Origin of the sequence: Amycolatopsis sp. DG1A-15b, from assembly GCF_030285645.1 — a bacterium.
GTDB lineage: Bacteria > Actinomycetota > Actinomycetes > Mycobacteriales > Pseudonocardiaceae > Amycolatopsis.
In genome coordinates, this window is record NZ_CP127296.1 from 3,071,185 (window position 1) to 3,093,841 (window position 22,657).

Here is a 22,657-nt window from a genome sequence, read left to right on the forward strand (position 1 = left end):
CCGGAGCGCTCAGCTGAGCGGGTAGTGGATCATCTCCACGCCGCCGGTGGCGTAGTTCGGCACGTCCGCGGCCACCGCCTTGCCCGCTTCGGACCCCAGCGCGGCGACCATCGCCTCGGCCGACTCGAAGTCGGCGTGGAACACGGCGAAGTACCGGGGTTGCCCGCCGAGCGAGGCCACGTCGAAGGAGTACTGCGACCGCAGGAGGCCGGGCAGCTTCGCCGCCAGCGGCAAGTGGGTGCTGACGTAGTAGTCCCGGAAATGGGCTTCGTCGGCGGGCGGCGGGTACAGCACGGTGAGCCGGTGCATCGGGTTCCTTTCGGTGACGATCACCGCCAGCCTGGCACACCTCCCCGCGTGTCGCCCGCGCGGCCGGTCTCGGTATTCGCTCGTCTCCGGGCGCCGTACCTCCTACGCTCAGTGGTGTGGACGGCATGGACAGTCTCCGGCACGCCATCAAGACGATCCCCATTCCCGGTGCGCCGCCTCGCCTGTCACGGCAGGGCGCGGCCGTCGGGCTGGCCCTGCTGGACACCTCGTTGCGGCTCAACCACGTGCGCCGGCTGACCGAGCGGCTGACCGTGGTCGAACACGGCACGGCACGGCGGAGCACCGAGGTCGACGTCAGCCTCAAGCTGCTCGACGAGGGCCAGCGCCAGGCCAGCGCGCAGCTGCAGGAGTTGATCGGCCGGGAACACGGCGAACGGGCCGCTTCGAGACCGGTACAGCAGCGTTCCCTGTGGGTGCCGCTGGCCCGGTTGCCGCGCCGCGACGCCAGTCCCGTGGACGTGTTCGACAGCTCGGGGCAGAAGCTGCCGCGGCTGACCCAGCACGAGGCGTCCCGGCTGGTCGCCGCCGGGCTCTACCGGTTGCTGCGCGGCATCCTCGCCGGCGACGAAAACGCGCAGACCGCCAAGCACGAGCTGAACATGTTCCTGTTCCAGGTGCACGAGCCGCGCTGGCTCATCCAGCAGGCGCTGCTGACGCTGCTCACCGAGCGGAACCACCCGGAGGAGGAGTTCACGCTGGCCCCGGCCGGCGGCACGGTGCACGGGTACGGGCGGCAATGCCGGGAGCTGGCGCTGGACATCCTCACCGGCTGCGCCGACCTGCTGGTGGAGTACGCGTACCTGCTGAACGTCGCGGTCCGCGACTACATGCTGGTGGTGGCGCTGGACGATGCGGTCGAGGAGCACCGGCTCAGCTTCGAAACGCCGCTGCACGTCGACGCCCGGCCGTCGGCGGTCAGCGAACAGTGGCGGCGGCTGGCCTCCAGCCGCCGGGGCTACGTCGTCAGTTACGAGACCACGATCCCGGCCACGCTGAAGTCCTACCACCTGGTGGCCAGGACCGCGCCCGAGGCCGAGATCTCCCGGATGTACCTGTCCACCGACGCCGATCAGCACCAGGTCGACGGCTTGGCCGAGGACCTGGAGTCGCTCGCCGAACGGCAGGACGCCGCGCCGCTGCAGGAAGCCGACGGCGCCCGGCACAAGATCCTCGAACTGCAGGCGCAGACCGTCCTGCGCCGGCTGGCGGACCTGGTGCGCCGGCGCAAGTGGGAGGCCGGCCAGTCGGGGGTGGAGCTGTCCCCGCGGAGCATGCCGGCCTGCCACCGGCTCGCCGCCGCGGCCACGACGGGCGAGGCGGTGCGGACGGACTCGGGCGAGCTGGACAACTCGCTGCGGCGGCACCCGGAGTTCACCGCCGCGAACCTCCGCGAGGCCGCGCGCGAGCTGACCGACCGGGAGTTCGGCCAGGACCTCGTGCTGGTCAACGGCATCGCCGACAACGAAGCGCGGGCGTACTGGCGCCGCTCCGGCGGCCGCGACGCGCGCGGCGACCACGTCCGGGTGCGCGCGACGCTCGTGCTCAAGGACTCCACGAAGTCCGGGCCGCTCAACGTGACTTTCTACGCGCTCGCCGTCGCGACGGTCTCGTTCGTGCTCGGCTGGCTGCTGGTGGGCCGTCCGTGGCCGTACGGCCGGGCCGCCACCGAAGCCCTCGGCCACATCGGCGACGGCCAGTCCGTGATCACGATGCTGCTGCTGTTGCCGGGTTTCCTATACAGCCGCCTGTCGCTGCCGCCGCGCCGGACCGTGCTCGGCTACCTCGGCACGCTGCCGCAGGCGCTCGTCCAGCTGAGCATCGCCGCCGTCGCCGCGTTCGCCGCGGCCGTCGCGACGCAGAGCCGGGGCGAGGTCGTGCAAACCACGCTCACGGTCGCGGTGGGGCTGCCGGTGCTCGCCGCGTTCGTGCTGTTCGGCCAGGCGTCGTGGCGCGAATCGGCGATCCCGTTGTCCCGCATCGGGGCGCCGCGGTGGGCGGGCACCGGGGCGTGGGACCGCCGGCGGCCACTGGACGCCGACGTGCGGTTCGACTCGTCCGGGGGGTGGTGAGATGCGCGGGCAGCGGATTTCCGTGCGGAACGTGGCCGACCTGGCCCGGGCCGGCTTCGAAATAGCGCGGCAGCCGGTGACCAAAGTGGACTTCGAGGTGCACCACGCCATGGCCCGCCCCGGCTACCTGCGCGAGCTCGTGACCGCGGACGCCGACGACGCGGTCTTCCTGGAGACGCTGTGCTCGGCCACGAACGGCGCCGGCGTCGTGATCGGCACCCGCACCCGGAAACCGCCGGACGGCACCGAACCCGCCGAGCCGGCCGGTGACCTCCAGCCGGCGGAACGCCCGCGGCAGAACGCCCGCGGCTGGGTGTTCCACCAGACGACCTCGCCCAACCCGACGTTCATCTACGAGTCCGCGCAGACCTTCGAGGGCCTCATCGCGATCGACCCGGCGGCGCGCGAGGTGTACGAGTGGCACGGCCTGGCCGTCCGGGACCTGGTGCGGGAGATCTCCGACGCCGCGTCCTCGCTCGTCGACGCGCCGTTGGTGTCCCTGCAGTGCCCGGCCCAGCTGCCGACGATCGTCAAGACCCGCAACCACGACCTCCGCACCCGCAAGGAGGTCGCTCCCCCGTGCGCGTCGCTGGCGGTCCGGTTCGCGATCGCGCTGCGGGACGCCTCCGCGGCCGCGCGGTTCGAACTGGCCGACCGGTTCCGCGAGCTGTGCGAGAAGCACGGGTACAGCTTCTGGCTCGCCGACACGCGCCCGGGGCACCGGCAGGGCAACTGGTTCGAGGTCTGCCACGCCGACGGCGAATTCTCGCCGTTGTACCGCGGCGACCTGCGGTCCCGCCAGCGGATCGGCACGTGCCTGCCGGTGACCTTCGTCGGCCCGGCCCGGATCGGCTCCACGAATGCGATCGTCTCCTTCCTGCAGCGGTATCCCCAGGTCGGGGTGGTCGGCTGCGCGGCCACGACGCTGTCGGACGTCGCGTTCGTCCACCTGCAGCTGGCGATCCACGGGGTGGCCACCGAGCGGCTGAACCGCATCCTGGGCAAGCTGCTCGGCGAGTCCTCGACCCCGGCCCGGCCGGACAAGCTGCTGCGTGAGCTGTTCAAGCGGCTCGGCCTGCCGCCCGACCCCGACGGGCCCGCCACCGCCGTCCAGGACCCGACCGGCGACTACCAGACCTTCGCCGGTCCGGCGTTCGCCTACCGCCCGCACCAGATGCCCGACTGCATGGCCGTGTGGGTGTCGTGGGAGATCGCGCGCCAGCACCGGGGCCTCGCCGCTCCGCTGGACGGCCTGTACCACGCGCTGGCCCAGGTCGCGCCCCCGCCGGAGCCCATGGCCTCGGTGGGCGACCTGGCCACCGTCGAGTACCTGATCTGCCGCGCCACCGAGCAGTCGGTGATCCGCGGCAAGGCGAAGCTGGCCGTCCCCCGGTCGATCCTGCGCGGATTCTCCTCCGGCGGCGGCGGCGAACCACCCGCGTCCAGGCTGTGCGCGGCGCTGGAAGAGGCCTGGAAGGCCCACGTCGACCGGTCCGGTGTGGACGGGGTGAGTGAGCTGACGGTGGCGTGGCGCGAGTCCTGGCTCGGCCACTCGGCCTACTCGTGACCCGCCCCCCGGCGATGACGCTCGCTAGACCGGTAAGGAAATACTTACTACTTGACCAGCGAACGCAAGCTGGACGCCGTAGTTAATAAGAAATACAGTACCAACCATGGCAGAGTTCGACGATCCGACGACCGCCGCCGTGGTGCGCCAGGGCGTGCTGCGGCTGGCACGCCGGCTGCGTGGCGCCCGCTCCGAGCACGCCCTGAGCCCCGCCAAGGTCGGTGTGCTGGGGTACCTGGCCCGGCACGGGACCAGCACCCCCGGCGAGATCGCCGCCGCGGACGGGCAGCGGCCGCAGGCGCTGACCAAGGTTTTCGCCGAATTGGAAGCGGACCGGCTGATCACCCGCGCCCGCAACGAACACGACGGGCGCGGGGCCGTGCTCACCATCACCGCCCAAGGCACCTCGGCGCTTGAAGCCGACATGCGCGAGCGCGACCGGTGGCTGGCCGCGGCGCTCGGCGACCTGAGCGAAACGGAAATCGGTTTGCTGCGGCTCACGGGTCCCCTGCTCGACCGGCTCGCCGACCGGACCGACGTCGCGCAGCGGCCCCGGAAGGACGTCCTCCAGGGTTTCGCGGAGGAGGCATGACGGACTCGGCGTTCCCGCCCCCGCGGACCTGTCCCTACACCCCGCCGCCGCGGCTCGGCGAGCTGCAGCGCGATGCTCCCGTCACCCGCGTCCGGATCTGGGACGGCAGCACGCCGTGGCTGCTGACGCGCTACGACGACGTCCGTGCGGTGCTCGCCGACCGCCGCTTCAGCGTCGACCCCACCCGGCCCGGCTACCCCGCCCGCGGGCCGGCGGGCCGGGCGCGGCGGCGCGGGGCCGGCTCGTTCATCTCGATGGACGCTCCGGAGCACACCCGCCTGCGCCGCATGCTCATCCGGGAGTTCACCCCGCGGCGCATCGAGGCGCTCCGGCCCGCCCTCGAACGCACCGCCGCCGAACTGCTCGACGAACTGGCCGGGCGGCCCCAGCCCGCCGACCTGGTCGCCGGCTTCGCCCTTCCGCTCCCGTCGATCGCCATCGCCGAGCTGCTCGGCGTGTCCTACGACGACCACGAGTTCTTCGAAGACCGCGCCCGCGTCATGACGGACGACTCCGCGGGCGGCGCCGCCAACCGAGCCGCCACCGCCGACCTCGCCCGCCACCTCGGCACCCTGCTGCAACGGCGACGCGAGCACCCCGCCGACGACCTGCTCGGCCGGCTGAGCGCCGGCCAGGTCGAACCCGGGAACCTTTCCCGGGCCGAAGCGGTGTCCATGGCCGTCCTGCTGCTCGTCGCCGGGCACGAGACCACCGCGAACCAGATCGCCCTGTCCGTCGCCTTCCTGCTCGACAACCCGGAGCTCGCCGAGTTCTTCCGGCGGCCGGAGGGCCCGCCCGCCGGCGCGGTCGACGAACTGCTGCGGCTGCTGACCATCACCCACACCGGACGGCGCCGCGTCGCCACCGCCGACGTGCCGATCGCCGGCGGGATCACCATCCGGGCCGGCGACGGTGTCATCGCCGCCGCGGACATCGCCAACCGCGACCCCGCGCGGTTCCCCGACCCCGACCGCGCCGACTTCGGCCGCTCGCCCAACCACCACCTCGCCTTCGGGCACGGCGAACACCTCTGCCTCGGCCACCACCTGGCCCGGCTCGAACTCCGAGTCGCCCTCACGACGTTGTTCCGCCGCCTGCCCGGGCTCAGGCTCGCGGCGCCGGCCGCGGACCTCCCGTTCCGCCACACCCACCCGATCTACGGCGTCGACCGGCTGCCCGTCGCCTGGGACTGACCCGGCGTGTCCGGCGTCGCGAGGCCAATCCCGTCTTGCGCGCCATGGGTGTGATCACCACGATGGCAGGCATGACCGACACCGCGCTTGACGACCTCTTGACCTCGATCACGTCGAAGGCGTTGCGCCGCGAACTGCCGGGCCGGGAAGAACTGCTCGGTGTGCTCCGCACCTCCGACGAGGACGTGCTGGACGTGGTCGCCGCGGCGTCCCGGGTCCGGCGGCGGTTCTTCGGCACCCGGGTGAAGCTGAACTTCCTGGTCAACATGAAGAGCGGGCTGTGCCCGGAAGACTGCGGCTACTGCTCCCAACGGCTCGGGTCGAAGTCCGACATCGTCAAGTACTCGTGGATCAGCACGGACGAGGCGGTCGGCAACGCCGAACGGGCGATCGCCGCGGGGGCCAAACGCGTGTGCCTGGTGGCCAGCGGCCGGGGGCCGGGCGAGCGCGACCTCGACCGGATCTCCGACACGGTCGGGGCGATCAAGGACGCGACTCCGGACGTGGAGGTCTGTGTCTGCCTGGGCCTGCTCAAGCCGGGGCAGGCGGAGCGGCTGCGGGAGATGGGCGCCGACGCCTACAACCACAACCTCAACACCAGTGCGGAGAACTACCGCGACATCTGCTCGACCCACACCTTCGACGACCGCGTCGAGACCGTCACCGCGGCCAAGGGCGCCGGGCTCTCCCCTGCTCGGGCGCCATCTTCGGGATGGGTGAATCCGACGACGACGTCATCGACGTCGCGCTGGCGCTGCGCGAACTCGACCCCGACTCGGTGCCGGTCAACTTCCTGATCCCGTTCGCGGGCACGCCGCTGGAGGGCCGCTGGGAGCTCACGCCGTCACGGTGCCTGCGCATCCTCGCGCTGTTCCGGTTCCTCTTCCCCGACGTCGAAGTCCGGCTCGCCGGCGGGCGCGAGATCCACCTGCGCGGCCTGCAGCCGCTGGCCCTGCACCTGGCGAACTCCATCTTCCTCGGCGACTACCTGACCAGCGAGGGCCAGCCCGGCGAAGACGACCTGAAGATGATCGCCGACGCCGGGTTCGTCGTCGAGGGCGCCGCCGAGCAGACCCTGCCCGCCGCCCGCCACGACCTGGTCACCCTCCGCCGCCGCGGCGCCGGGACCGACCTGCCGGCCAACGCCTGAACCGCGCGGCGACGGTCAGCGGCGAGGCGGCCGCGCTGCTCTCCTTCTCCGAGAGCCTGCGCGTCCGGCTCGCCGGTGCCGACGCCGGGTCCAGGTGATCGAGGTGGTCCCGCCGGGCGGAAGACCGCGCCATGCCGTTGGACGACTTCCTCGGCGAGGCCCTCGACCTGCCGCGCGAGCAGCCCGACGCGAACACCGCGGCGCCGCCAAGGAACAAATCGTCGGGACCGAGTGGGTGACCCCGAACGCCGGTCAGCCGCTGGTGCCCGGCGGGCGGGCGCACGCGGCCAGCACGGCGCCGCCCATCTTGATCCGGAGCTGGGTCGCCGTGGCCTCGCCGAACAGCTGCCCGGTCGGGGTCAACGGTGGTGGCCCGGGGCAAAGAATCGTGCCGTTGTCACTTCGGTACACACCGAGCCCGGCGACCGTGGTGCCGGTGGGAGCGAAGACGAAGAACGCGTCGCCGGTTCCGACACTGAACTGGACGCCCGGTGAGCTCACCGCCGCCGAGGCGGCCGGCACCGACAGGATCGGCCGCTCGGCCGGTGGCGTGGTGGTGAAGTCCACCAGGGACACCGAGCGGGTACCGGGGCCGGCGCCGGTCGACGATTCCAGGATCAGGACGTGGTTGTGGGTACCGATGAACATGTACCGCGACACACCGAGCGTCTGGTGGAACACCGACCCGGTCGGACCGCTGACGATCAGCCCCTGCACTCCGGTGGTGGTCCTGGTGACCGTCCGGTCGCCCATCGTGGTGGTCGGTGCCGACGACCAGGCCAGGGCGGCGCTGTTGTTGAACAGGCCGTTGGAAATGGTGATCGGGTTCGCGGCCACCGCCGGCGCCCCGGCCGTGAGCACGGCCGTCAGGACGGCGCACACCACCACGGCCGCGCGACGCAGCGGGCTCATTGGTGCGCCCAGGTGACCGCGAAGTTCTGACCGTTCCTGCTGGCGTGTTCGGTGGTGGCGTACGTGGTGGTCGCGTCCTGCTCCTGGATCATGGTCCGCTGCCAGGTCGAGCTCGCGGTCATCGACCCGCCGTGGCCGGCGTCGTCGGTGCCGACCGTGTTGCCCATCAGTGCCCGGCCGTAGTTCGCCAGGGGGAAGAAGTCGCCGGTCCCGAACCGGCCCGGTGCCTCGATGATCCATTCGGCGCTGGTGCGGGAGCAGACGAGGTTGGCCGCGCACGTCTGGGTGGTGGAGAAGCTGGTGTGCTGGGTGGCGTCGTCGAGCTTGATCGTGAACTTCCCGGTGGCCGGGTCGTAGGCGACGTCCGCGGCGACGGAGTCGCCGGCGTTGATGGTCAAGGCCGGCTGGATCGCGTTGGTCGGGAACATTTCCCACCAGAGCTGGTACAGCGGCGTGCCGTTGACGCACCTGGCAGAGCTGCCGCCCTGCTCGACCGTGCCGTTGGTCCATCCGTCGAAGCCGACCCAGAACACCGCCCAGGCGTCCGACGCGGGGCAGGTGATCGGCCGCTGGGTCCATGACGCGTGCACGTGGGTGAAGATGGCGGCGGGCGTGGACAACGAGGTGATGGCGTAGCCCGCCCAGTTCCGCGAGGTCGCGTTGACCAGCGGACCGGCTACCGAGGGCGTGTGCCCGCCGGCCACGTCGGTGTGCTGGGCCGTGCCGGCGAACGGACTGCCGGCGTACCCGGCGAGTGGTCTCGCGGCGGCGCTCGCGGGCGCCGCGGCCGCGGCGCTGAACACGACCGCCGCCGCGAAGGCGGTGAGCGGCAGGAGCCGTCGAAGCTTCATGGGAGTCCTGTCTGCGAAGAGCGGCGCCGGCATCGGTATCCGGGCCCGCGCCGACTCTGGCAAGCGGTGCTGAAAAGGTCCTGACGTGGCGCTGAAACCCGGTGGTCAGCGCCGATCACGGCGAACAGCCGGCCAGCAGCCGGACCGCGAGCGCGGACTGATCGAGAACCGGGTCCTGCCGCAGGATCGCGATCTCCAGGTCACGCAGCCGCTGGTTCGGGTCGATGCCCAGGTTGTCGACCAAAGCCGTGCGCAGCCTGCGGTACACGCCTAGCGCGTCGGCCTGCCTGCCGGTGCGGTACAGCGCGAACATCAGCTGCGCGTGCACCTGCTCGTCGAACGGGCGCGCGAGGGCGAGCCGCTCCAGGTCCGGTTCGAGCTCGGCGTGCTCACCGAGCGCCAGCCTGGCCCGGATCAGCCCCAGCTGGGCCCGCGTGCGCAACCGCTCCAGCCCGGCGGCCTGCTCGTCCAGCCACGTCACGCCGCCGACGTCGATCAGCGCGCGGTCCCGCCACAGAGCCAGCGCGGCGCGCAGCGTCGCGGCACTCTCGGCCGGGTCGGCACAGCGCTCGCCCCGTTCGACCAGCTGCCGCGCCTCCGTCACATCCGTCGCGCCGGGACCGAGATCGAGCAGGTAGCCCGGAGACCGGGCGACGATCGCGTTCCGGTCGCCGAGCACGCGCCGGAGCGACGACACGTGACTTTGCAGGGTGTTCGACGACACCCCGCCCGCCCGCTCACCCCACACGGCTTCGATGAGCCAGCTCGTGCCGGCTATCCCTTCGCCGTGCAGCGCGAGCACCGCGAGTACCGCTCTTCGCCGCAGCCCCGATATCGACACCGGCACACCACCGACGACGGCTTCGACAGGACCGAGCAGTCTGACACGCACGTGGCCTCCCGGCAGTTGTCCAGGGGTTCGACGGGCCGCCCACCGCACGCTCGGAAGGTCCTGCCCGGAGGGGCGAACCAGTCCCCCGGCGGGAACGATTCCACGAGTCGTCGACAAACCGTCGACAGTTCACCGTGCGATACGCTCCGATCGTCCGGGGACGGGGTGCTGGTGGAGATCCGGATCGTGCTGACCGTTCCCGGCGAGCCGGAGCCGGCCAGGACCGTGCTGGAAGACCTGGGTCAGTGCCTCGGCGGGCTGCCTGACACCCGGGCGGTGCTCAGGGAGAAGTCGTGGTCGCGGCCGATGCGTGGAAAGCCGGCTGCGAGACGGGAGTCCCGGCTTGGTGCTGAGGGCGACCGTGGTGACCACGTCGGTCGACCTGAGCTACCCGGGCAGTCCGAAGTCACCGGCCGCCCTGATCCTGGACCTGGTGAAGGAAGCGTGGGAGAAGCTCCATCACACGTTCGAGCTGGCCCACCTGCGTGAACTGCTCAGGGGCGAGTACACGCCGCCGCCGCGACCGGACTTCTCCGGCGGTGCCGGCTCGCCGGCGCACAATCACCTCGCCGTCAACAGCGGCATTGCCGTGCAGGCCGGGGCGATCCACGGCGATGTGAGCATCTATCCCGCTTCCGATGCTCCACCCCGGTACGACGTACCGATCATCGTCAGCATCAGCTACCGGGCCCTCCCCGCCCGTGGCGTCACCGACGGCTTCCGGAGCCCGCGGCCGGGAGCTGCCGACGACGACATCGGGATCGTGGTCCTCGTCGAGGGACGTACTGCCCAGGCCGTCGTGCTCCTGGCGGTCCGGCCGGTGGTGGTCGGCTTTCACGAAGGTCTCGAGACGCACTATTCGTCGATAACGCCGCACGAATTCGCCATCGATCTGGAACCGCCGCCTCCGTCGCCGCCACGAGTGGTGGCGCACGGCGAAGACTTCCCGTTCGCCGTGACGGCGGGCGCCCCGGAGTTGTTCCACTTCACCCTGAGTGTCCGCCCGAGTTGCGGGGTCAGCTGGCGCCTGGAACTGGATTGGACCAGTGCGGGCCGCACGGGCACGGTGTCGATCCCCCGGAGCGGAACCTTCAGGATTCCGTCCGGGTGACCGGCGCGGTCGAGCTGTTCTGCTGACCGTCGCCGCATGACGCGACAATCACGGCTGGGCACCGTTCCTCCTGCCGCGAGCGCATCCGAGCTTTCCGGAAAACGGATCGTCGGCCCGCGGAAACACTCGGGGATGCCGCCACGTTCTTCCTGCCTGCTGCTCGGCGTGGAACAGCGCGGTCCCGGGTCGCCGGTCCGCAGCACGGTGCTCAGATCCAGGTCCGGGCCCGGATCGCGGTACATCTCCTGCGCCGCGATGTCGGAGAACTGCCCGGAGGTCACGAGGTACGACCGCATCGCCGCCCGGCCCGGCAGCGCCGGGTCGAAGAACGCCCGGCCACCGTGCCAGACCGGCGACTCCGTGGGGCGTACCAGACCAACGGCGGTGGTGCACTCATGGCACCACGCCATCGGGCGTGTCGCGGCGGACCGGTGTCCGCCGCTCGCGATCGTCTCGGCGTGCCGCCGGCGCCCGACGTGCGCTCAGCCGCCGGGCGCTTCGAGTGCTTCCACGAGGGCCGACGCGACGAGGGCGACGGCTTGGTCCTCGTCGCGTCCCAGCTGCCGCAGGACATCGCGGGCCGCGCTTCCCGGCAGTTCGGTCAGTGCCTGGGCCAGGCGGATCCGCACCGCTGAATCCCCGGGGTGCGCGGCGAGCTCGGCGGCCAGCACGCTGGTGATCCGGTCCGCGTGCCCGTCGTCGAGGGACAGCGTTCCCAGCACCTCGGCCGCCTCGACGTCGTTCGTGCCTTCGACCACCATGGCGGCCAGGACCGGCACGGCGGCGAGCGCGCCGCGGCGGCCCGCGGCCAGTGCGGCGAGCCGGCGCACGGTGGGGTCCGGGTCGCCGAGCGCCTCGGTGAGCACCGTGTCCGCCTCGGTGCCGGGCAGTTCGGCGATCGCCCGCAGCGCGCGCCGCCGGACCTCGGCGTTGTCCGAACGCAGGCCGGCCGCCACGCTGCCGACCCGGTCGCCGTCCGCCCGCGCGAGGGCCCACCGCAGGGCGCCGGCGACGTTCGGGTCGGATTCGGCGAGGATCGCCTTGGCCAGCGGGTCGACGGGAACGGGCAGGTCCTCGGACCGCGCCAGGACGGCCTGCTGCCGGCGGGCGGCGCTGGGCGAGCCGAGGCCGCGCAGCAGCTCGACGACGCGCAGGACGTCCTGCCAGCCCGACGGCGCCGACGCGTCGATCGCCCGGAGGCGCTCGAGGAGTTCCCGCTCCCGGTGCAGCCGGTCTTCGGTCCGCCGGACGAGGTCGCCGACCAGGGCGGACGGGGTGAACGCGGGATCCTCCAGTGCGCGTCCGATCTGCCGCAGCGACATGCCGAGCGACCGCAGGCCTTCCACGTGGAAGATCCGGCGGATGTCCGCCGCGGAGTACTCGCGGTAGCCACCCACGGTGCGGCCGGTCGGCCGGACCAGCCCGAGGGACTCGTAGTGCCGGAGCATCCGGGTGCTCACCCCGCAGCGGCGGGCCACCTCGCCGATCAGCACCCGGCCCGCTCCGGGCCGAGGGCGACGATCCGGTCCGCCTCGCCGACGGCCAGGTCGAACCCGGCGTCGGGGTCGTGCAGCAGCCGCTCCGTGGCGCGAGCGTGCGCCCGCACCGCCGGGTCGGCGCTCGCCAGTCCCGCGCGCAGGGCCGGTTCGGTCACCTCGCCGAGCGCGACGAGCGCCCGGCTGAGGCTCAGCTGCACGGTCCGGTCGCCGCGGCCGAGCTGCCCGGCCAGTTCGGCGGCCAGCGCCGTCCGCTCTCCGGCGGGCACCAGCACGACGGCAGCACGCCACGCGCTTCGCGCGACCTCGTCGTCGGCGTCGTGCAGCAACGACCTGGTGATCGCGGGCCACGTCGTCCGGTCCCCGATCTTGGACAGCGTGTGCAGCGCCTGGCTCCGGGCCTGGGGCCGCCCGGACCGGAGCTGGGCGAGCAGCACGGGCACCGTGGTCTCCGCCGGGAGGCGGGTCAACGCCCAGGTGAGCATGTCGCGCACGAAGAAGTCCGGCTCGATCGCGCACCGGGCGACGAGCTCGTCGACGAACGCCGGGTCGGCGCGCGTGCCCGCCGCCAGCGCGGCCTGCAGGCGCGTGGACGAATTCGCGGCGCCCAGCGCGGCGAGCAGGCGGTCGTGGTTCCGGGCGTCCGGGTGGGCCGGGTTCATGGGAGCACCTCCTCCACGCAGTGAAGACCTTGTCACAGTGTCAAGGTCAAGCGCGGGAGGTGCGGCTCACTCGCCGCCGGCCGGGAACCCGGTCACCGCAGCACGCCCCGCAGGATGATCTCGGTTGTCGCGATCAGCTCGTCGAGGTGGTCGCGCCGCTGCTCGCCCCCCAGCGACACCAGGTCTTCCTTCCAGAGCTGCCGAAACAGGCGTGGCCGGTTCCGCCACCGCGGAACCGGCCACGATTTCGAGCGGTCAGGCGCGCACGGCCGGCCGGGGAAGCTCGACCGGAGCCGGCGTGACCGCCAGGGCGTGCACCGCCACGCCCGCGGCCGTCAGCGCCGGTTCGGCCGGCAGCTCGTAGGGGTCCGCCGCGTCGACGTCGACCTGGTAGCCGAGGTCGCCGAGGGAGGCGGCGGTGATCCGGCTGAGCGGATTCGGGGCGTGGCCGACGAAGCCGGTCATCAGCTCGTTGCCGAAGGTGCGGTCCCGCCAGTGCACGTCCCGGGTCCCCGGCCCGCCGGTGTCCTCCACCGGCACCCGCACCAGGTCGCCGGAACCGCGCAGCTTGTGGTACTCGGCCATCGCCGCGGGCCCGGTGAACACCGGGTCGCTGGTGCCCTTGCCGACCAGCAGCCCCTTCGCGCCCCAGAGCGAGCCGATGCCGAGGACGTGGCCCATCTCGTGGGTGATCACGTCCCCGAGGATTCCGGTGGCTTCCATCTTGGCCAGGTCGGCCCGGTCGAACGTCATCTCGCCCCGGACCGGCAGCAGGGCCCACGGTTCGGGGCCCGCGGGCCGCACGTGGGTGATGTGCGCCTGGCCGAGGACGTGGCCGACCCCGTCGATGTCGGCCCCCTTCGCGACGATCAGCACGTCGTCGACGGGTTCCCCGTCGAAGACGACGTCCGGCAGGTCGCCGACGATCACCGTCGCCCACCGGTCGGCGGCCGCGGCGAAGGCGTCCTGCTGCGTCTGCGTCAGTCCGCCGGCGAACCGGACGGTGATGGTGAACGGCGACGTGGTGCCCGTGAGCAGCCGGGCGCGTTCGGCGTCGGCTCGGGCGTGGTAGGTCTCCGGGACTGGCATGGTCGTTCCTTCCGCTGTGGGAGCTGTGCCGGTCAGAGTCCGGAAGCGCCCGGCAAATACACCGGTGCATCCCGACGTATTTCCGGGACGGCTCGCGGCTCCGAGTCGGTGAGGGAAGGGAAGAAACCGTGAGCCTCACGCTGATCGTTCTCGCGCTGACCCTGGTGGTCGTCCTGCTGCTCGCGCGCCGGCGGCGGCGCACCCACCGGCCGGCGGCGCTCCTGGCCGGGCCGCCCGGCGGGATCCCGGCGTTCCGGATCGTGACGCTCGGCTTGCAGGGCTCGGGCAAAACGCTGCTGCTGACCGGGATCTACCGGCGGCTGCAGACCCCGGGCGACCGCGGCTTCTACCTGCGCGTGCCGCACGAGCAGCTGATCGAGCTGAACCGGTGGTACCGCACGGCGGCCGACGTCCACGAAGAGTGGCCGCGCGGCACGACCCGCGGCGAACTGCGCCAATTCGAGTTCAGCGTGATGGCCGACGTCGGCGGGGCGGCCGAACCCGTCGTCAAGCTCGGCTACCTCGAATACCCGGGCGAGCTGCTGACCGACCCGGACGCGCCGGGATCGACCGCGCAGGCGACGCTGCTGCAGGCGATCGCCGGCGCCGACGCGCTCGTCGGCATCATCGACGGCTTCCGCCTGCTGCAGGCCGAACAGGGCGACCGGCGTGGCGCGCTGATGCTCGAGGCGTCCCTCGACGCGATGATCAACGCGATGCTGCCGGTGCGCAGCCCGATCGTCTTCGTCATCACCAAGTGGGACCTGCTCGACCACCTGCACCCGGACGAGAACGAGCGGCTGCGGATCGTCCGCGACCGGCTGATGGCGACGCCGGGGTTCGCCGACCTGGTCAAGGTGCACAGCGCCCGGCGGATCGTGCGGCTGATCCCGGTGACCGCGGTCGGGCACGACTTCGCCGTCTTCTCCGGTGGCACGGTCCGGAAGAAGCCCGACGGCCGGTTCCGGCCCGGGAACGTCGAAGCCGCGTTGTCGGTGGTGGTGCCCGACATCCTGCGCCAGACCGAACTCGCCCTCGACCGCGCCACCCGCGCGGAGCTGCTCGCGGCCGCGCAACGGCGGATGCGGATGGGCCCGGCCGAAGCGCTGCGGACGCTCGGCAGCCATTTCACCGCGCACGCGGTGCGGGTGCTGGCGTCGGCGGTCGGCGCGGGGGTGATCGCCGAGTCCGGCCTGATGCTGCTGCTCGACACGCTGCGCCCGCAGGACGACCCGGCCGAGCGCGGCGCACGGCTGGCCCGGCTCGGCGAGGCCGACCGGCTGGCGGAGCACTACGTCCAGGCTCGGCGGCGCGTGGTCGGCGAGCTGCAGCGGCAGGTCGCGGTGCTCGAGGCGAAACTGCCCGTCTCCCGCCTCGGCGGCGACCGCTGGGGTGACTGGTGACGGGCCGGGCGTGGCCGTTCCTGGTCGCCCGCGGCCGGCGGCGGGGCTACTCGGCGCTGCTGGTACCGGGTTTTCTGCGGGAGCACGGGTTCCTCGAAGCCACGGCGACGCCGCTGGACGACGTGCCTTCGCGCGCCGCGGCGACGCCGTACGGTGTGCTCGTCTGGGCCGAGCACACGGTGACCGCGGCGGAGGCCCGCGGCGAACCGCGGGACGAGTACGGTCGCCCGCTCGTGCTGCTGCACGGATTCCTGTGCCCGGACGGCGATCCCGCGACGGGTGCGGCCGCGTTGACCCGGACGAGGAGCACCGCGCTCGCGGTGTACGACCGGTTCCTCGCCGGCGAAGAGGGTTTCCGCACAGAGCGGTCGGAGCCGTTCGAGATCGAGGTCACCGAAGTCGCCGAGGTGGTGCGGCCGCGGGTCTCGCCGCCGCCCGCGCCGGTACGGCCGGGGCGCGGCTTGGCGTGGGCCGGAGCCGGCGTGCTGGTCGTGGCGGCGGCGGTGGCCGCGATGGTGGGGTTCGCTTCGGCGGGGAACGACGTCCCGCCGCCGCCACCGCCGGCGTGCGGTCCCGACGTCGTCACGCCCTCGGTCGCGCCGACGGTTTCGGCGGCGACCTGCGTGCGCGGGGGAACGACCATCACCCACTCGCCCCGGCCGGCCGGCCACCCGGCGTGAACCGGGGTCAGGACGTCACGGCGAGGCCCTCCGGTTCGCTGCCGACGGGCACGGTCGCGACGACCGTGTTCGTCGCGGTGTCGATCACCGACATCGAGCCCGAGGCCGAGTTCGTGACGAAGACGTAGCTGGTGTCGGGCGCCGCCGCCACGCCTTCGGGCTCGTCCTGGACCGGGATCGCCGTCGGCGGGTTGCGGCCCAGCAGGGACACCGTGTCGGAGCCGGCGTTGGCGACGTAGACCTGACCGCGCGGGGTGACCGCGACCCCCATCGGCACCTGCCCGACCGGCTGGGTCGTCATCAGGGTCGGCCCGGTCGCGCTGATGGCGTTGACGCTGTTCGCGCCGGTCGCGGCCACGTAGACGCGGTCGCCCGCCGGGCTGGTCGCGATCCCGGCCGGGAAGCGGCCCACCGGCAGGGTGGCCACGACCTGGTCGGACCCGGCGTCGATGACCGATACGGTGGCCGCGCCGTTGTTGGTCACGTACACCCGGCGTCCGTCCGGGCTGGCGGCCGGGCTGTGCGGGAACCGGCCCACCGGGATCTGCCGCACGACCGTGTTCGTCGCGGTGTCGATCACCGAAACGGTGTCGGCCCCGAAGTTCGTCACGTAGGCATGGGAGCCGGCGACCGCGACGCCGAACGGGTGCAGGCCGACCGGAACCGTGGCCAGGGTGGCGTACGTGCGGGCGTCGATCACCGAAACCGTGTCGGAGAGCTCGTTGGTGACGTAGACCCGGTCCCCGTCGGGTGCCGCGCCCACGCCCACCGGCGACCGGCCGACCCGGACGGTGGCGACCACCTCCTGCATCCGGGTGTCGTACACGGTGACGGTGTCGGAGCCGCTGTTCGCCACGAACACCTGCACCCGTGCGGGGTAGGCGTGCGCGACCGGGCAGGCCGAAGCGACGGCCAGCAGCAGCACCGCCAGTACCCCGCCGGCGCGGGGCCACCGCGAGCGCGGAGTCGTCGTCGCGCCATTGCCGAATGACATGTCGTTCTCCGGTTTCAGCAGCCAACCTGCTCGGTCGAAAATGAAGGCTCTTCGGATCCGCTGATCGGACGCCTTCGGGGAAGCCGGCCGGCGAAGCGCTTGTGGCGCGCCGTTTCCGGGCCGGGATCACGCTAGCCGACGGCTCGGCGAAGCTGCCACCGGAACAAGATCATGATCGCCTTGACGGGTGAACACGGCCGCGAAACCGCGCCGATTTCCCGGTAAACCTTTTCAACCCGTCCGGGTGTCACCAAAAGCAGCGCAATTCCCGGTCAATTCGGCGCGAACCGGTGCCGCTCGACGAACGGGAGCCCCGGCCGTCCACCGGCCGGGGCTCCTGTTCTCGACAGTCGTTCAGGCGATCAACGCCGCAGCGTCAGCAAGCCCGGCCGCCACGGGAGCCGGTTGTAGTCGCCGCCGGCCGCGGGGTCCTTGCCCTGGTAGAGCAGCTGGAGGTTGCAGGGGTCGATCGTCTTGGTCTGGTCGGGGTTGGTGCGGACCAGGTCGCCGTGGCTGATGTCGTTCGTCCACGTCGCGCCGCTGTTGGCCTTGCCCGCGAACGGGTTGCTCTCGCTGGCCGCCTGCGGGGTCCACGAACCGCCGAGGCTGCTGGAGGTGAACGAGCGGAAGTAGCGGCCGCCCGAGCCCATCGCCTCGACGATCATCAGGTACTGGTTCTGGCCCTGGACCTTGTAGACCTCGACCGCCTCGAACAGGTTGGCCTGCGAGTCGCTCATGACCGTCGTGTACGACGACCCGAAGCTGCCCGGGAAGTTCCCGATCGGCATGCTGGCCCGGTAGATCTTGCCGTTGTCACCGGCGAAGAACAGGTACATGTTCGAGCCGTCGGCGATCAGGGTCTGGTCGATCGGGCCGGTGCCGGAGCCGGAGATGCTGCCCGTGAACAGCGGCTGCGGCGCGGACCACCCGTTGGGGTTGGTGGGGTCGCTCGACGTGCGGTAGATGAACGGCCAGGAACCCCACTGGTAGGCCAGCACCCAGATGTTCTTCGGCGCGAAGTAGAACAGCGTCGGGGCGACGGTGCCGGAGTTCGCCCCGTTCTGCCCGGCCGAGGCCATGTCGGACCAGTTGGTGAAGGGGCTGAACGCCATCGAGCCGTAGGACCCGGACGAGTTGACCGTCGAGCCGTAGACCAGGTGCTTGCCGTTGTAGACGACGTTGGTGAAGTCCTTGAGCGAGAGCCACCCGTTCTTCGGCTGCGCCAGCGCACCGGAGGACGTCCAGCGGTAGGACGACGGAAGGGTGCAGCCGGTGTTTCCGCCGGTCGTCGTGGTGGTCGTGGTCGTCGGCGTGCCCGACAGGCCCGTCCACTGCTGATTGGTGCCGCCGTGGCACGTCCAGAGCGCCACCGCGGTGCCGTTGGCCGTCCCGGCGCCGGTGACGTCCAGGCAGAGCCCGGACTGCACGCCGACCACCGAGCCGTCGGCGTTCACGCGCCACTGCTGGTTGGCTCCGCCGTGGCAGGTCCAGATCTGCACCTTGGTGCCGGCGGTGGTCCCGCTGCCGGCCACGTCGAGGCACTTGCCGAACACCGTCAGCTGGCCACTGGCCGTCGACGTCCACTGCTGACCGGCGCCGCCCGAGCAGTCGTAGATCTGCACGGCGGTGCCGTCGGTCTGGCTGGCGTTCTGGACGTCCAGGCAACGACCCGAACCGACGCCGCGCAGGGCGCCGGTGACGTCGGCCTGGGCCGCGCCGGCCCCGGCCAGCGCCGTCACCGCGACCGTCGCCGCGGCGGCGAGCACGGCGAGCAGATGCCGGCTCCCGCGACTCAAACTTCTTCTGTTCATGACGACCTTCTCCCGGTCAGCTACCCGCCGTTGGACGGCCAGATCGGTGTGCGCATGAGCAAGACGACTACTGTTATCGCTAACATGCGTCGGGCCAGACTGGACTTCCCGAACCGGAATTGTCAATCCACGCGAGCGGAACACAGTGCCCCCGAAGCCGGGCGGGACACTTTGCCTCCTCAACGGCCTGCCATCAGTCCACAAAGGACAAACGGCCGGTGAAATTTACACGGGCGCGGGAATGCGAAACTTTCGAGACACCCGCCCGCGACGGCGCGAATCCGGAAAATGGTGCCGCCCGGGGCGCAGGCCGCCGGCGGCCGCCGGGGCGGCACCCGCCCCGGCGTGCCCCTCAGCGGCCGACCTTGCGGTTCGCCCAGTCGATGACGGCCCGGAAGTAGTCGGGCGCGTTCGGCGCGTAGTTGATCGCGTGCCCGTACCCCGGCAGCGCATACGCCGTCAGGTCCACCCCGGCGCCGTAGTACGGCGTCTCGGAGGTCTTGATCGCGAGGGCCGACGAGCAGTCGGTCGCCAGCAGCCCGCAGAAGACCGTGTCCTGGCCCAGCACGACCATCACCGGCCGGTTGATCAGCAGCGAGTAGGGCGCGATGATCCCGATCGGGAACAGATCGGCCGCCTGCTCGTACGCCGAGGTGTCCTTCGTCGCCTCGTCGAAGGCGATCGCGCCGTCCACCTTCGGCCCGGGAGCGTGGAAGATCGAATACCGGCTGCCCGGCATCGTCGTCAGGTAACCGGGGTCGTACCCGCCGGTGGCGAACCGCGGATCGAGCAGAGCCGGGTAGGTGGCGGCGAAGACCGCCGTCGTCCCGGTGAGGTTCAACCGGTGAGCCAGCCCGGTGACGAGCACGGCGTCGACGTCGTGGAACGTGGCCGCTTCGATGCTGGCGGTGCCGGAGCCGAACGAGTGCCCGGCGAGGATCACCTTGCCGAAGCGCGGCCCCTGCGCACCGGACCGCACGGCCTGGATCACCTGGTGCACCACGGCGGCTTCGGTGATCGTGGTCAGCACCGCGCTCGGCGGCGTGGTGCTGCGCCCGGTACCGAGCCGGTCGAGCGCCAGCGTGGCGTACCCGGCGTTGTTCATCGCCAGCCGGTAGGACCGGATCTCCGGCTGGTACCCGATGTCCCAGTAGGAACTGTTGTACGTGCCACCAGGAATCAGCACCTGCACCGTGCCCGCACCACCGGACGGCACGCACAGGGTGCCGTGCATCGTCTGCGGGAGCGCCACCAGCGTCACCGGGAAGTACAGCTCCCGGCAGCTCGCGCCCTCCGCTCTCGCGGACACGGGCACCAGCAGGAAGCCGAGAGCCACCAGCACGAGCACGGTGGCCCGCCGGCGACGGCCGGCGGCGCGCTGCATCCCACCACGGAATCCGAACACGGAAAATTACCTCCGAAAGAGAACAGTACCGAGCAAACTGACAAAACGATCACGAGACAGCTTTGATCAAACAGGGTCCATCGAGAAACGAGGTCGATCGATTACCGGTGCCGCTCAGGCCACCCGCCGCGGGACCACGGTCATCGGCATCCGATCCGGATAAGCGGCCGAAGTGACCGTGGTCCGCACCGGCACCCCCGGCACCGGGAACAACTCCCACCCGGCCAGCACCGACGCCGCGACCAAAGTGATTTCGGTGTGCGCGAAAGCCTGCCCGATGCACTGCCGGCCACCCGCACCGAACGGGACATACGCCCCCTTCGGAATGCGCGCCGCCCGCTCGGGCAACCACCGATCGGGATCGAACCGATCCGGGTCTTCGTGGAACCGCGGATCGAAATGCAGCGAAAACGGACTGAACATGACCTCCGTACCCGCGGGCAGCCGCACCCCGCCGAGTTCGACGTCCCGCAGCGCCCGCCGCATGAGAATCCAGATCGGGTACATCCGCAGAACTTCACTGACGACCCGGCGCAGGTACGCCAGCTTCGCGACGTCACCGAAGGTGGCCGCCCGCCCGGCCAGCACCTCGTCCACCTCGGCCCGCACCCGCCGCCCGACCTCCGGGTGCCGGGCCAGCTCGTGGAACAGCCACGTCAGCGCGACGGCGCTGGTCTCGCTGCCCGCCGTCAGCAGCGTGATCACCTCGTCGTAGACCTGATCGTCGGTCATCCCCTCGCCGGTGCCGGAATCCCGCGCCAGCATCAGCATGGACAGCAGATCACCGTGGTCCTCCCCCGTGGCACGCCACCCGGTGATGACCTCCTGCACGATCCGCCGCAGCCGGGCGACGGCCCGGTCGAACCGCCGGTTGGCCGGGATCACCGGAACGTGTTCGAACAACCGAGGCGACAGCGCCCGGATCATCCCCGCCTTCAGCACCACCGGGATCGACCGGCGGGCCTCCGCGACGGCCCGCCGCCCCAGTTCCGTCGCGAAGAGCGTCTCCCCGACGACGGTGATGCCCAGCCACTGCATGTCCGCGTCCAGCCGGCGAACCTCACCCGCCCGCCAGGAACCGGTCAGCTCCCCGGCGACCCGCACCATCGTGTCCGCGTACACGGACAGCCGGGCACCGTGGAACGCCGGCTGCATCAACCGGCGCTGCCGCAGGTGGAACGCACCTTCCGACATGACCAGCCCGTTTCCCATGAACGGCCGGAAACGATCGAAGATGATCCCTTTCGAGAAGCTGGACCCCTGCGCGACGAGGACGTGATTGACCAACTCCGGGCTCGTCAGGAAATACGTCTCCAACGGACCGAGGAAGAGCCGCACGATATCGCCGTGCGCACGCAACGAAGACGTGAAACCGACCCGCTGCCGCAACATCGACGGGGTGTGCCCCAGCAGGATCCGACGGCCTGGCGCGACCGGGACGTCCATTTCCTCTCCTTGGGTGTCCGGAAGGAGGACTGCCACCCTAGGCCCGATCGGCGGCACGCGACAGCACCCATCGGCTGAATCGCCGTCACACCGATGGCGTAATCGGGACCGCCGCGGGAGTGAGTATGTTCTTCGTTCGAAGGCGAGCGAGGTGGACGTGATGACACCACACCAGGAAGAGGAATGGGTTCCTCCGGGTATCGACACGACGAAACCCAGCAGTTCCCGGACCTATGACTATCTGCTGGGCGGCGCGCACAATTTCCAGGCCGACCGGGAGGCCGCCGAACAGGCCGAGAAGGCCATGCCCGGCATCCGGGACGTCGCCCGGCTCAACCGCGCCTTCCTCGGCCGGGTCGTCCGCACGCTGATGAGCCTCGGTATCCGGCAGTTCCTCGACATCGGCTCGGGCATCCCCACGGTGGGCAACGTCCACCACATCGCCGGCGAGATCGACCCGCGGTGCCGCGTGGTCTACGTCGACCGTGACCCCATCGCCGTCGCGCACAGCAAGATGCTGCTGCGCACCAGCGAAAACGCCACGATCGCGCACGGGGACTTCACGAACCCCGACGGGATCTTCGCCGATCCGGAGCTGCGCCGGCTCGACTTCGGCGAACCGATCGGCCTGCTGATGGTGGCCATGCTGCACTGGATCCCGGACGCCCTCGAGCCGCACGCGCTGCTCGCCGAGTACCGCCGCCGTCTCCCGGCCGGCAGCTACCTGGCCATCTCGCACATGGTCAGCGACCAGGAGGGCAACCGGATGAACAGCCTCGTGGGCACGTTCAACCAGGCCAGAGGCCACGACCAGGCCACCACCCGCACCTACCGCGAAGTCGAGACGATGTTCGGCGACTTCCAGCTGATCGAACCCGGCCTGGTCGGCTGCGCACTGTGGCGCCCGGGCGGCCCGGGCGACGTCTCGGACGACCCGTACACCAACACGCAGCTCTACGGCGGGGTGGCGCGGAAGGTCACCGGCTGACCGCTTGGCCGAGCGT

19 protein-coding genes and 1 pseudogene are annotated in these 22,657 nt (G+C 71.5%); 9 read left to right on the forward strand and 11 right to left on the reverse strand.

The genetic code is table 11. From position 1 onward, the window contains the following. Positions 1 to 9 precede the first annotated feature (9 nt). The gene (locus tag QRY02_RS14070; protein WP_285991968.1) at positions 10 to 333 is read right to left on the reverse strand and encodes an EthD family reductase; all 324 of its coding nucleotides are present in this window, start codon (positions 331 to 333) and stop codon (positions 10 to 12) included. Positions 334 to 434: 101 nt separating this feature from the next. Between QRY02_RS14070 and QRY02_RS14075 the strand changes: the two genes are divergently transcribed. The 5 genes and pseudogenes from QRY02_RS14075 to bioB all read left to right on the forward strand — a co-directional run bounded on the left by QRY02_RS14075 (position 435) and on the right by bioB (position 6,901). Next, positions 435 to 2,399, forward strand: a complete 1,965-nt coding sequence (locus tag QRY02_RS14075) for a hypothetical protein (protein ID WP_285993836.1) — start codon at positions 435 to 437, stop codon at positions 2,397 to 2,399. 1 nt (position 2,400) lies between these two features. Continuing rightward, a complete protein-coding gene (locus QRY02_RS14080; protein ID WP_285991969.1) occupies positions 2,401 to 3,966 on the forward strand; it encodes a hypothetical protein in 1,566 nt (521 codons plus the stop codon). A gap of 106 nt (positions 3,967 to 4,072) precedes the next feature. Next, the gene (locus QRY02_RS14085) at positions 4,073 to 4,558 is read left to right on the forward strand and encodes a MarR family winged helix-turn-helix transcriptional regulator (protein ID WP_285991970.1); all 486 of its coding nucleotides are present in this window, start codon (positions 4,073 to 4,075) and stop codon (positions 4,556 to 4,558) included. Continuing rightward, entirely contained in the window at positions 4,555 to 5,751 is a 1,197-nt protein-coding gene (locus QRY02_RS14090; RefSeq protein ID WP_285991971.1) for a cytochrome P450, read from the forward strand. Before QRY02_RS14085 ends, QRY02_RS14090 begins: the two co-directional genes overlap by 4 nt. 71 nt (positions 5,752 to 5,822) lie before the next feature. Continuing rightward, positions 5,823 to 6,901, forward strand: a pseudogene (gene bioB, locus QRY02_RS14095) (biotin synthase BioB). 252 nt (positions 6,902 to 7,153) lie between these two features. Here the strand turns inward: bioB and QRY02_RS14100 are convergent. From QRY02_RS14100 to QRY02_RS14110, 3 genes are all read right to left on the reverse strand, one after another. Continuing rightward, a complete protein-coding gene (locus QRY02_RS14100) occupies positions 7,154 to 7,813 on the reverse strand; it encodes a hypothetical protein (RefSeq protein ID WP_285991972.1) in 660 nt (219 codons plus the stop codon). Further along, positions 7,810 to 8,664, reverse strand: coding sequence for a G1 family glutamic endopeptidase (locus tag QRY02_RS14105; protein WP_285991973.1), 855 nt, complete (start codon positions 8,662 to 8,664; stop codon positions 7,810 to 7,812). Before QRY02_RS14105 ends, QRY02_RS14100 begins: the two co-directional genes overlap by 4 nt. Before the next feature lie 115 nt (positions 8,665 to 8,779). Further along, on the reverse strand, positions 8,780 to 9,556 hold the full coding sequence (locus QRY02_RS14110; protein ID WP_285991974.1) for an AfsR/SARP family transcriptional regulator: 777 nt from the start codon (positions 9,554 to 9,556) through the stop codon (positions 8,780 to 8,782). A 364-nt stretch (positions 9,557 to 9,920) separates the two neighbouring features. Here QRY02_RS14110 and QRY02_RS14115 point away from each other — a divergent pair, with 364 nt between their 5' ends. Further along, positions 9,921 to 10,667 (forward strand): hypothetical protein, encoded by a 747-nt coding sequence (locus tag QRY02_RS14115; protein WP_285991975.1) that lies wholly within the window; start codon positions 9,921 to 9,923, stop codon positions 10,665 to 10,667. A gap of 482 nt (positions 10,668 to 11,149) precedes the next feature. Here QRY02_RS14115 and QRY02_RS14120 read toward each other — a convergent pair whose 3' ends face one another. From QRY02_RS14120 to QRY02_RS14130, 3 genes are all read right to left on the reverse strand, one after another. Further along, complete coding sequence (locus QRY02_RS14120; RefSeq protein ID WP_285991976.1) at positions 11,150 to 12,160, reverse strand: MerR family transcriptional regulator; 1,011 nt, start codon at positions 12,158 to 12,160, stop codon at positions 11,150 to 11,152. Continuing rightward, on the reverse strand, positions 12,154 to 12,825 hold the full coding sequence (locus QRY02_RS14125) for a HEAT repeat domain-containing protein (protein WP_285991977.1): 672 nt from the start codon (positions 12,823 to 12,825) through the stop codon (positions 12,154 to 12,156). The genes QRY02_RS14120 and QRY02_RS14125 overlap by 7 nt, the downstream gene beginning before the upstream one ends. A gap of 255 nt (positions 12,826 to 13,080) precedes the next feature. Continuing rightward, complete coding sequence (locus QRY02_RS14130; protein ID WP_285991978.1) at positions 13,081 to 13,914, reverse strand: leishmanolysin-related zinc metalloendopeptidase; 834 nt, start codon at positions 13,912 to 13,914, stop codon at positions 13,081 to 13,083. 128 nt (positions 13,915 to 14,042) lie between these two features. Here QRY02_RS14130 and QRY02_RS14135 point away from each other — a divergent pair, with 128 nt between their 5' ends. After that, positions 14,043 to 15,317 (forward strand): hypothetical protein, encoded by a 1,275-nt coding sequence (locus QRY02_RS14135; protein ID WP_285991979.1) that lies wholly within the window; start codon positions 14,043 to 14,045, stop codon positions 15,315 to 15,317. Beyond that, positions 15,314 to 15,997: a hypothetical protein gene (locus tag QRY02_RS14140; RefSeq protein WP_285991980.1), complete on the forward strand. Its 684-nt coding sequence runs from the start codon at positions 15,314 to 15,316 to the stop codon at positions 15,995 to 15,997. Before QRY02_RS14135 ends, QRY02_RS14140 begins: the two co-directional genes overlap by 4 nt. A 7-nt stretch (positions 15,998 to 16,004) precedes the next feature. On the opposite strand, the gene QRY02_RS14145 is transcribed toward QRY02_RS14140, so the two are convergent. The 4 genes from QRY02_RS14145 to QRY02_RS14160 form a co-directional block, all read right to left on the reverse strand. Then, a complete protein-coding gene (locus tag QRY02_RS14145) occupies positions 16,005 to 16,991 on the reverse strand; it encodes a YVTN family beta-propeller repeat protein (protein WP_285991981.1) in 987 nt (328 codons plus the stop codon). A gap of 362 nt (positions 16,992 to 17,353) precedes the next feature. Further along, a complete protein-coding gene (locus QRY02_RS14150) occupies positions 17,354 to 18,802 on the reverse strand; it encodes a non-reducing end alpha-L-arabinofuranosidase family hydrolase (protein WP_285991982.1) in 1,449 nt (482 codons plus the stop codon). A 352-nt stretch (positions 18,803 to 19,154) separates the two neighbouring features. Then, positions 19,155 to 20,186, reverse strand: a complete 1,032-nt coding sequence (locus tag QRY02_RS14155; RefSeq protein WP_285991983.1) for an alpha/beta hydrolase — start codon at positions 20,184 to 20,186, stop codon at positions 19,155 to 19,157. A gap of 135 nt (positions 20,187 to 20,321) precedes the next feature. Further along, positions 20,322 to 21,653, reverse strand: coding sequence for a cytochrome P450 (locus tag QRY02_RS14160; RefSeq protein WP_285991984.1), 1,332 nt, complete (start codon positions 21,651 to 21,653; stop codon positions 20,322 to 20,324). A gap of 160 nt (positions 21,654 to 21,813) precedes the next feature. Between QRY02_RS14160 and QRY02_RS14165 the strand changes: the two genes are divergently transcribed. Continuing rightward, complete coding sequence (locus QRY02_RS14165; protein WP_285991985.1) at positions 21,814 to 22,641, forward strand: SAM-dependent methyltransferase; 828 nt, start codon at positions 21,814 to 21,816, stop codon at positions 22,639 to 22,641. Positions 22,642 to 22,657: the final 16 nt, after the last annotated feature.

What these genes read in the sequence shown, in the direction of transcription:
- QRY02_RS14075 (WP_285993836.1), top strand. Translation starts at nt 435, where the DNA reads ATGGACAGTCTCCGGCACGCCATCAAGACGATCCCCATTCCCGGTGCG.
- QRY02_RS14080 (WP_285991969.1), top strand. Translation starts at nt 2,401, where the DNA reads ATGCGCGGGCAGCGGATTTCCGTGCGGAACGTGGCCGACCTGGCCCGG.
- QRY02_RS14085 (WP_285991970.1), top strand. Translation starts at nt 4,073, where the DNA reads ATGGCAGAGTTCGACGATCCGACGACCGCCGCCGTGGTGCGCCAGGGC.
- QRY02_RS14090 (WP_285991971.1), top strand. Translation starts at nt 4,555, where the DNA reads ATGACGGACTCGGCGTTCCCGCCCCCGCGGACCTGTCCCTACACCCCG.
- QRY02_RS14100 (WP_285991972.1), bottom strand. Translation starts at nt 7,813, where the DNA reads ATGAGCCCGCTGCGTCGCGCGGCCGTGGTGGTGTGCGCCGTCCTGACG.
- QRY02_RS14105 (WP_285991973.1), bottom strand. Translation starts at nt 8,664, where the DNA reads ATGAAGCTTCGACGGCTCCTGCCGCTCACCGCCTTCGCGGCGGCGGTC.
- QRY02_RS14125 (WP_285991977.1), bottom strand. Translation starts at nt 12,825, where the DNA reads ATGAACCCGGCCCACCCGGACGCCCGGAACCACGACCGCCTGCTCGCC.
- QRY02_RS14130 (WP_285991978.1), bottom strand. Translation starts at nt 13,914, where the DNA reads ATGCCAGTCCCGGAGACCTACCACGCCCGAGCCGACGCCGAACGCGCC.
- QRY02_RS14145 (WP_285991981.1), bottom strand. Translation starts at nt 16,991, where the DNA reads ATGTCATTCGGCAATGGCGCGACGACGACTCCGCGCTCGCGGTGGCCC.
- QRY02_RS14150 (WP_285991982.1), bottom strand. Translation starts at nt 18,802, where the DNA reads ATGAACAGAAGAAGTTTGAGTCGCGGGAGCCGGCATCTGCTCGCCGTG.
- QRY02_RS14155 (WP_285991983.1), bottom strand. Translation starts at nt 20,186, where the DNA reads ATGCAGCGCGCCGCCGGCCGTCGCCGGCGGGCCACCGTGCTCGTGCTG.
- QRY02_RS14160 (WP_285991984.1), bottom strand. Translation starts at nt 21,653, where the DNA reads ATGGACGTCCCGGTCGCGCCAGGCCGTCGGATCCTGCTGGGGCACACC.
- QRY02_RS14165 (WP_285991985.1), top strand. Translation starts at nt 21,814, where the DNA reads ATGACACCACACCAGGAAGAGGAATGGGTTCCTCCGGGTATCGACACG.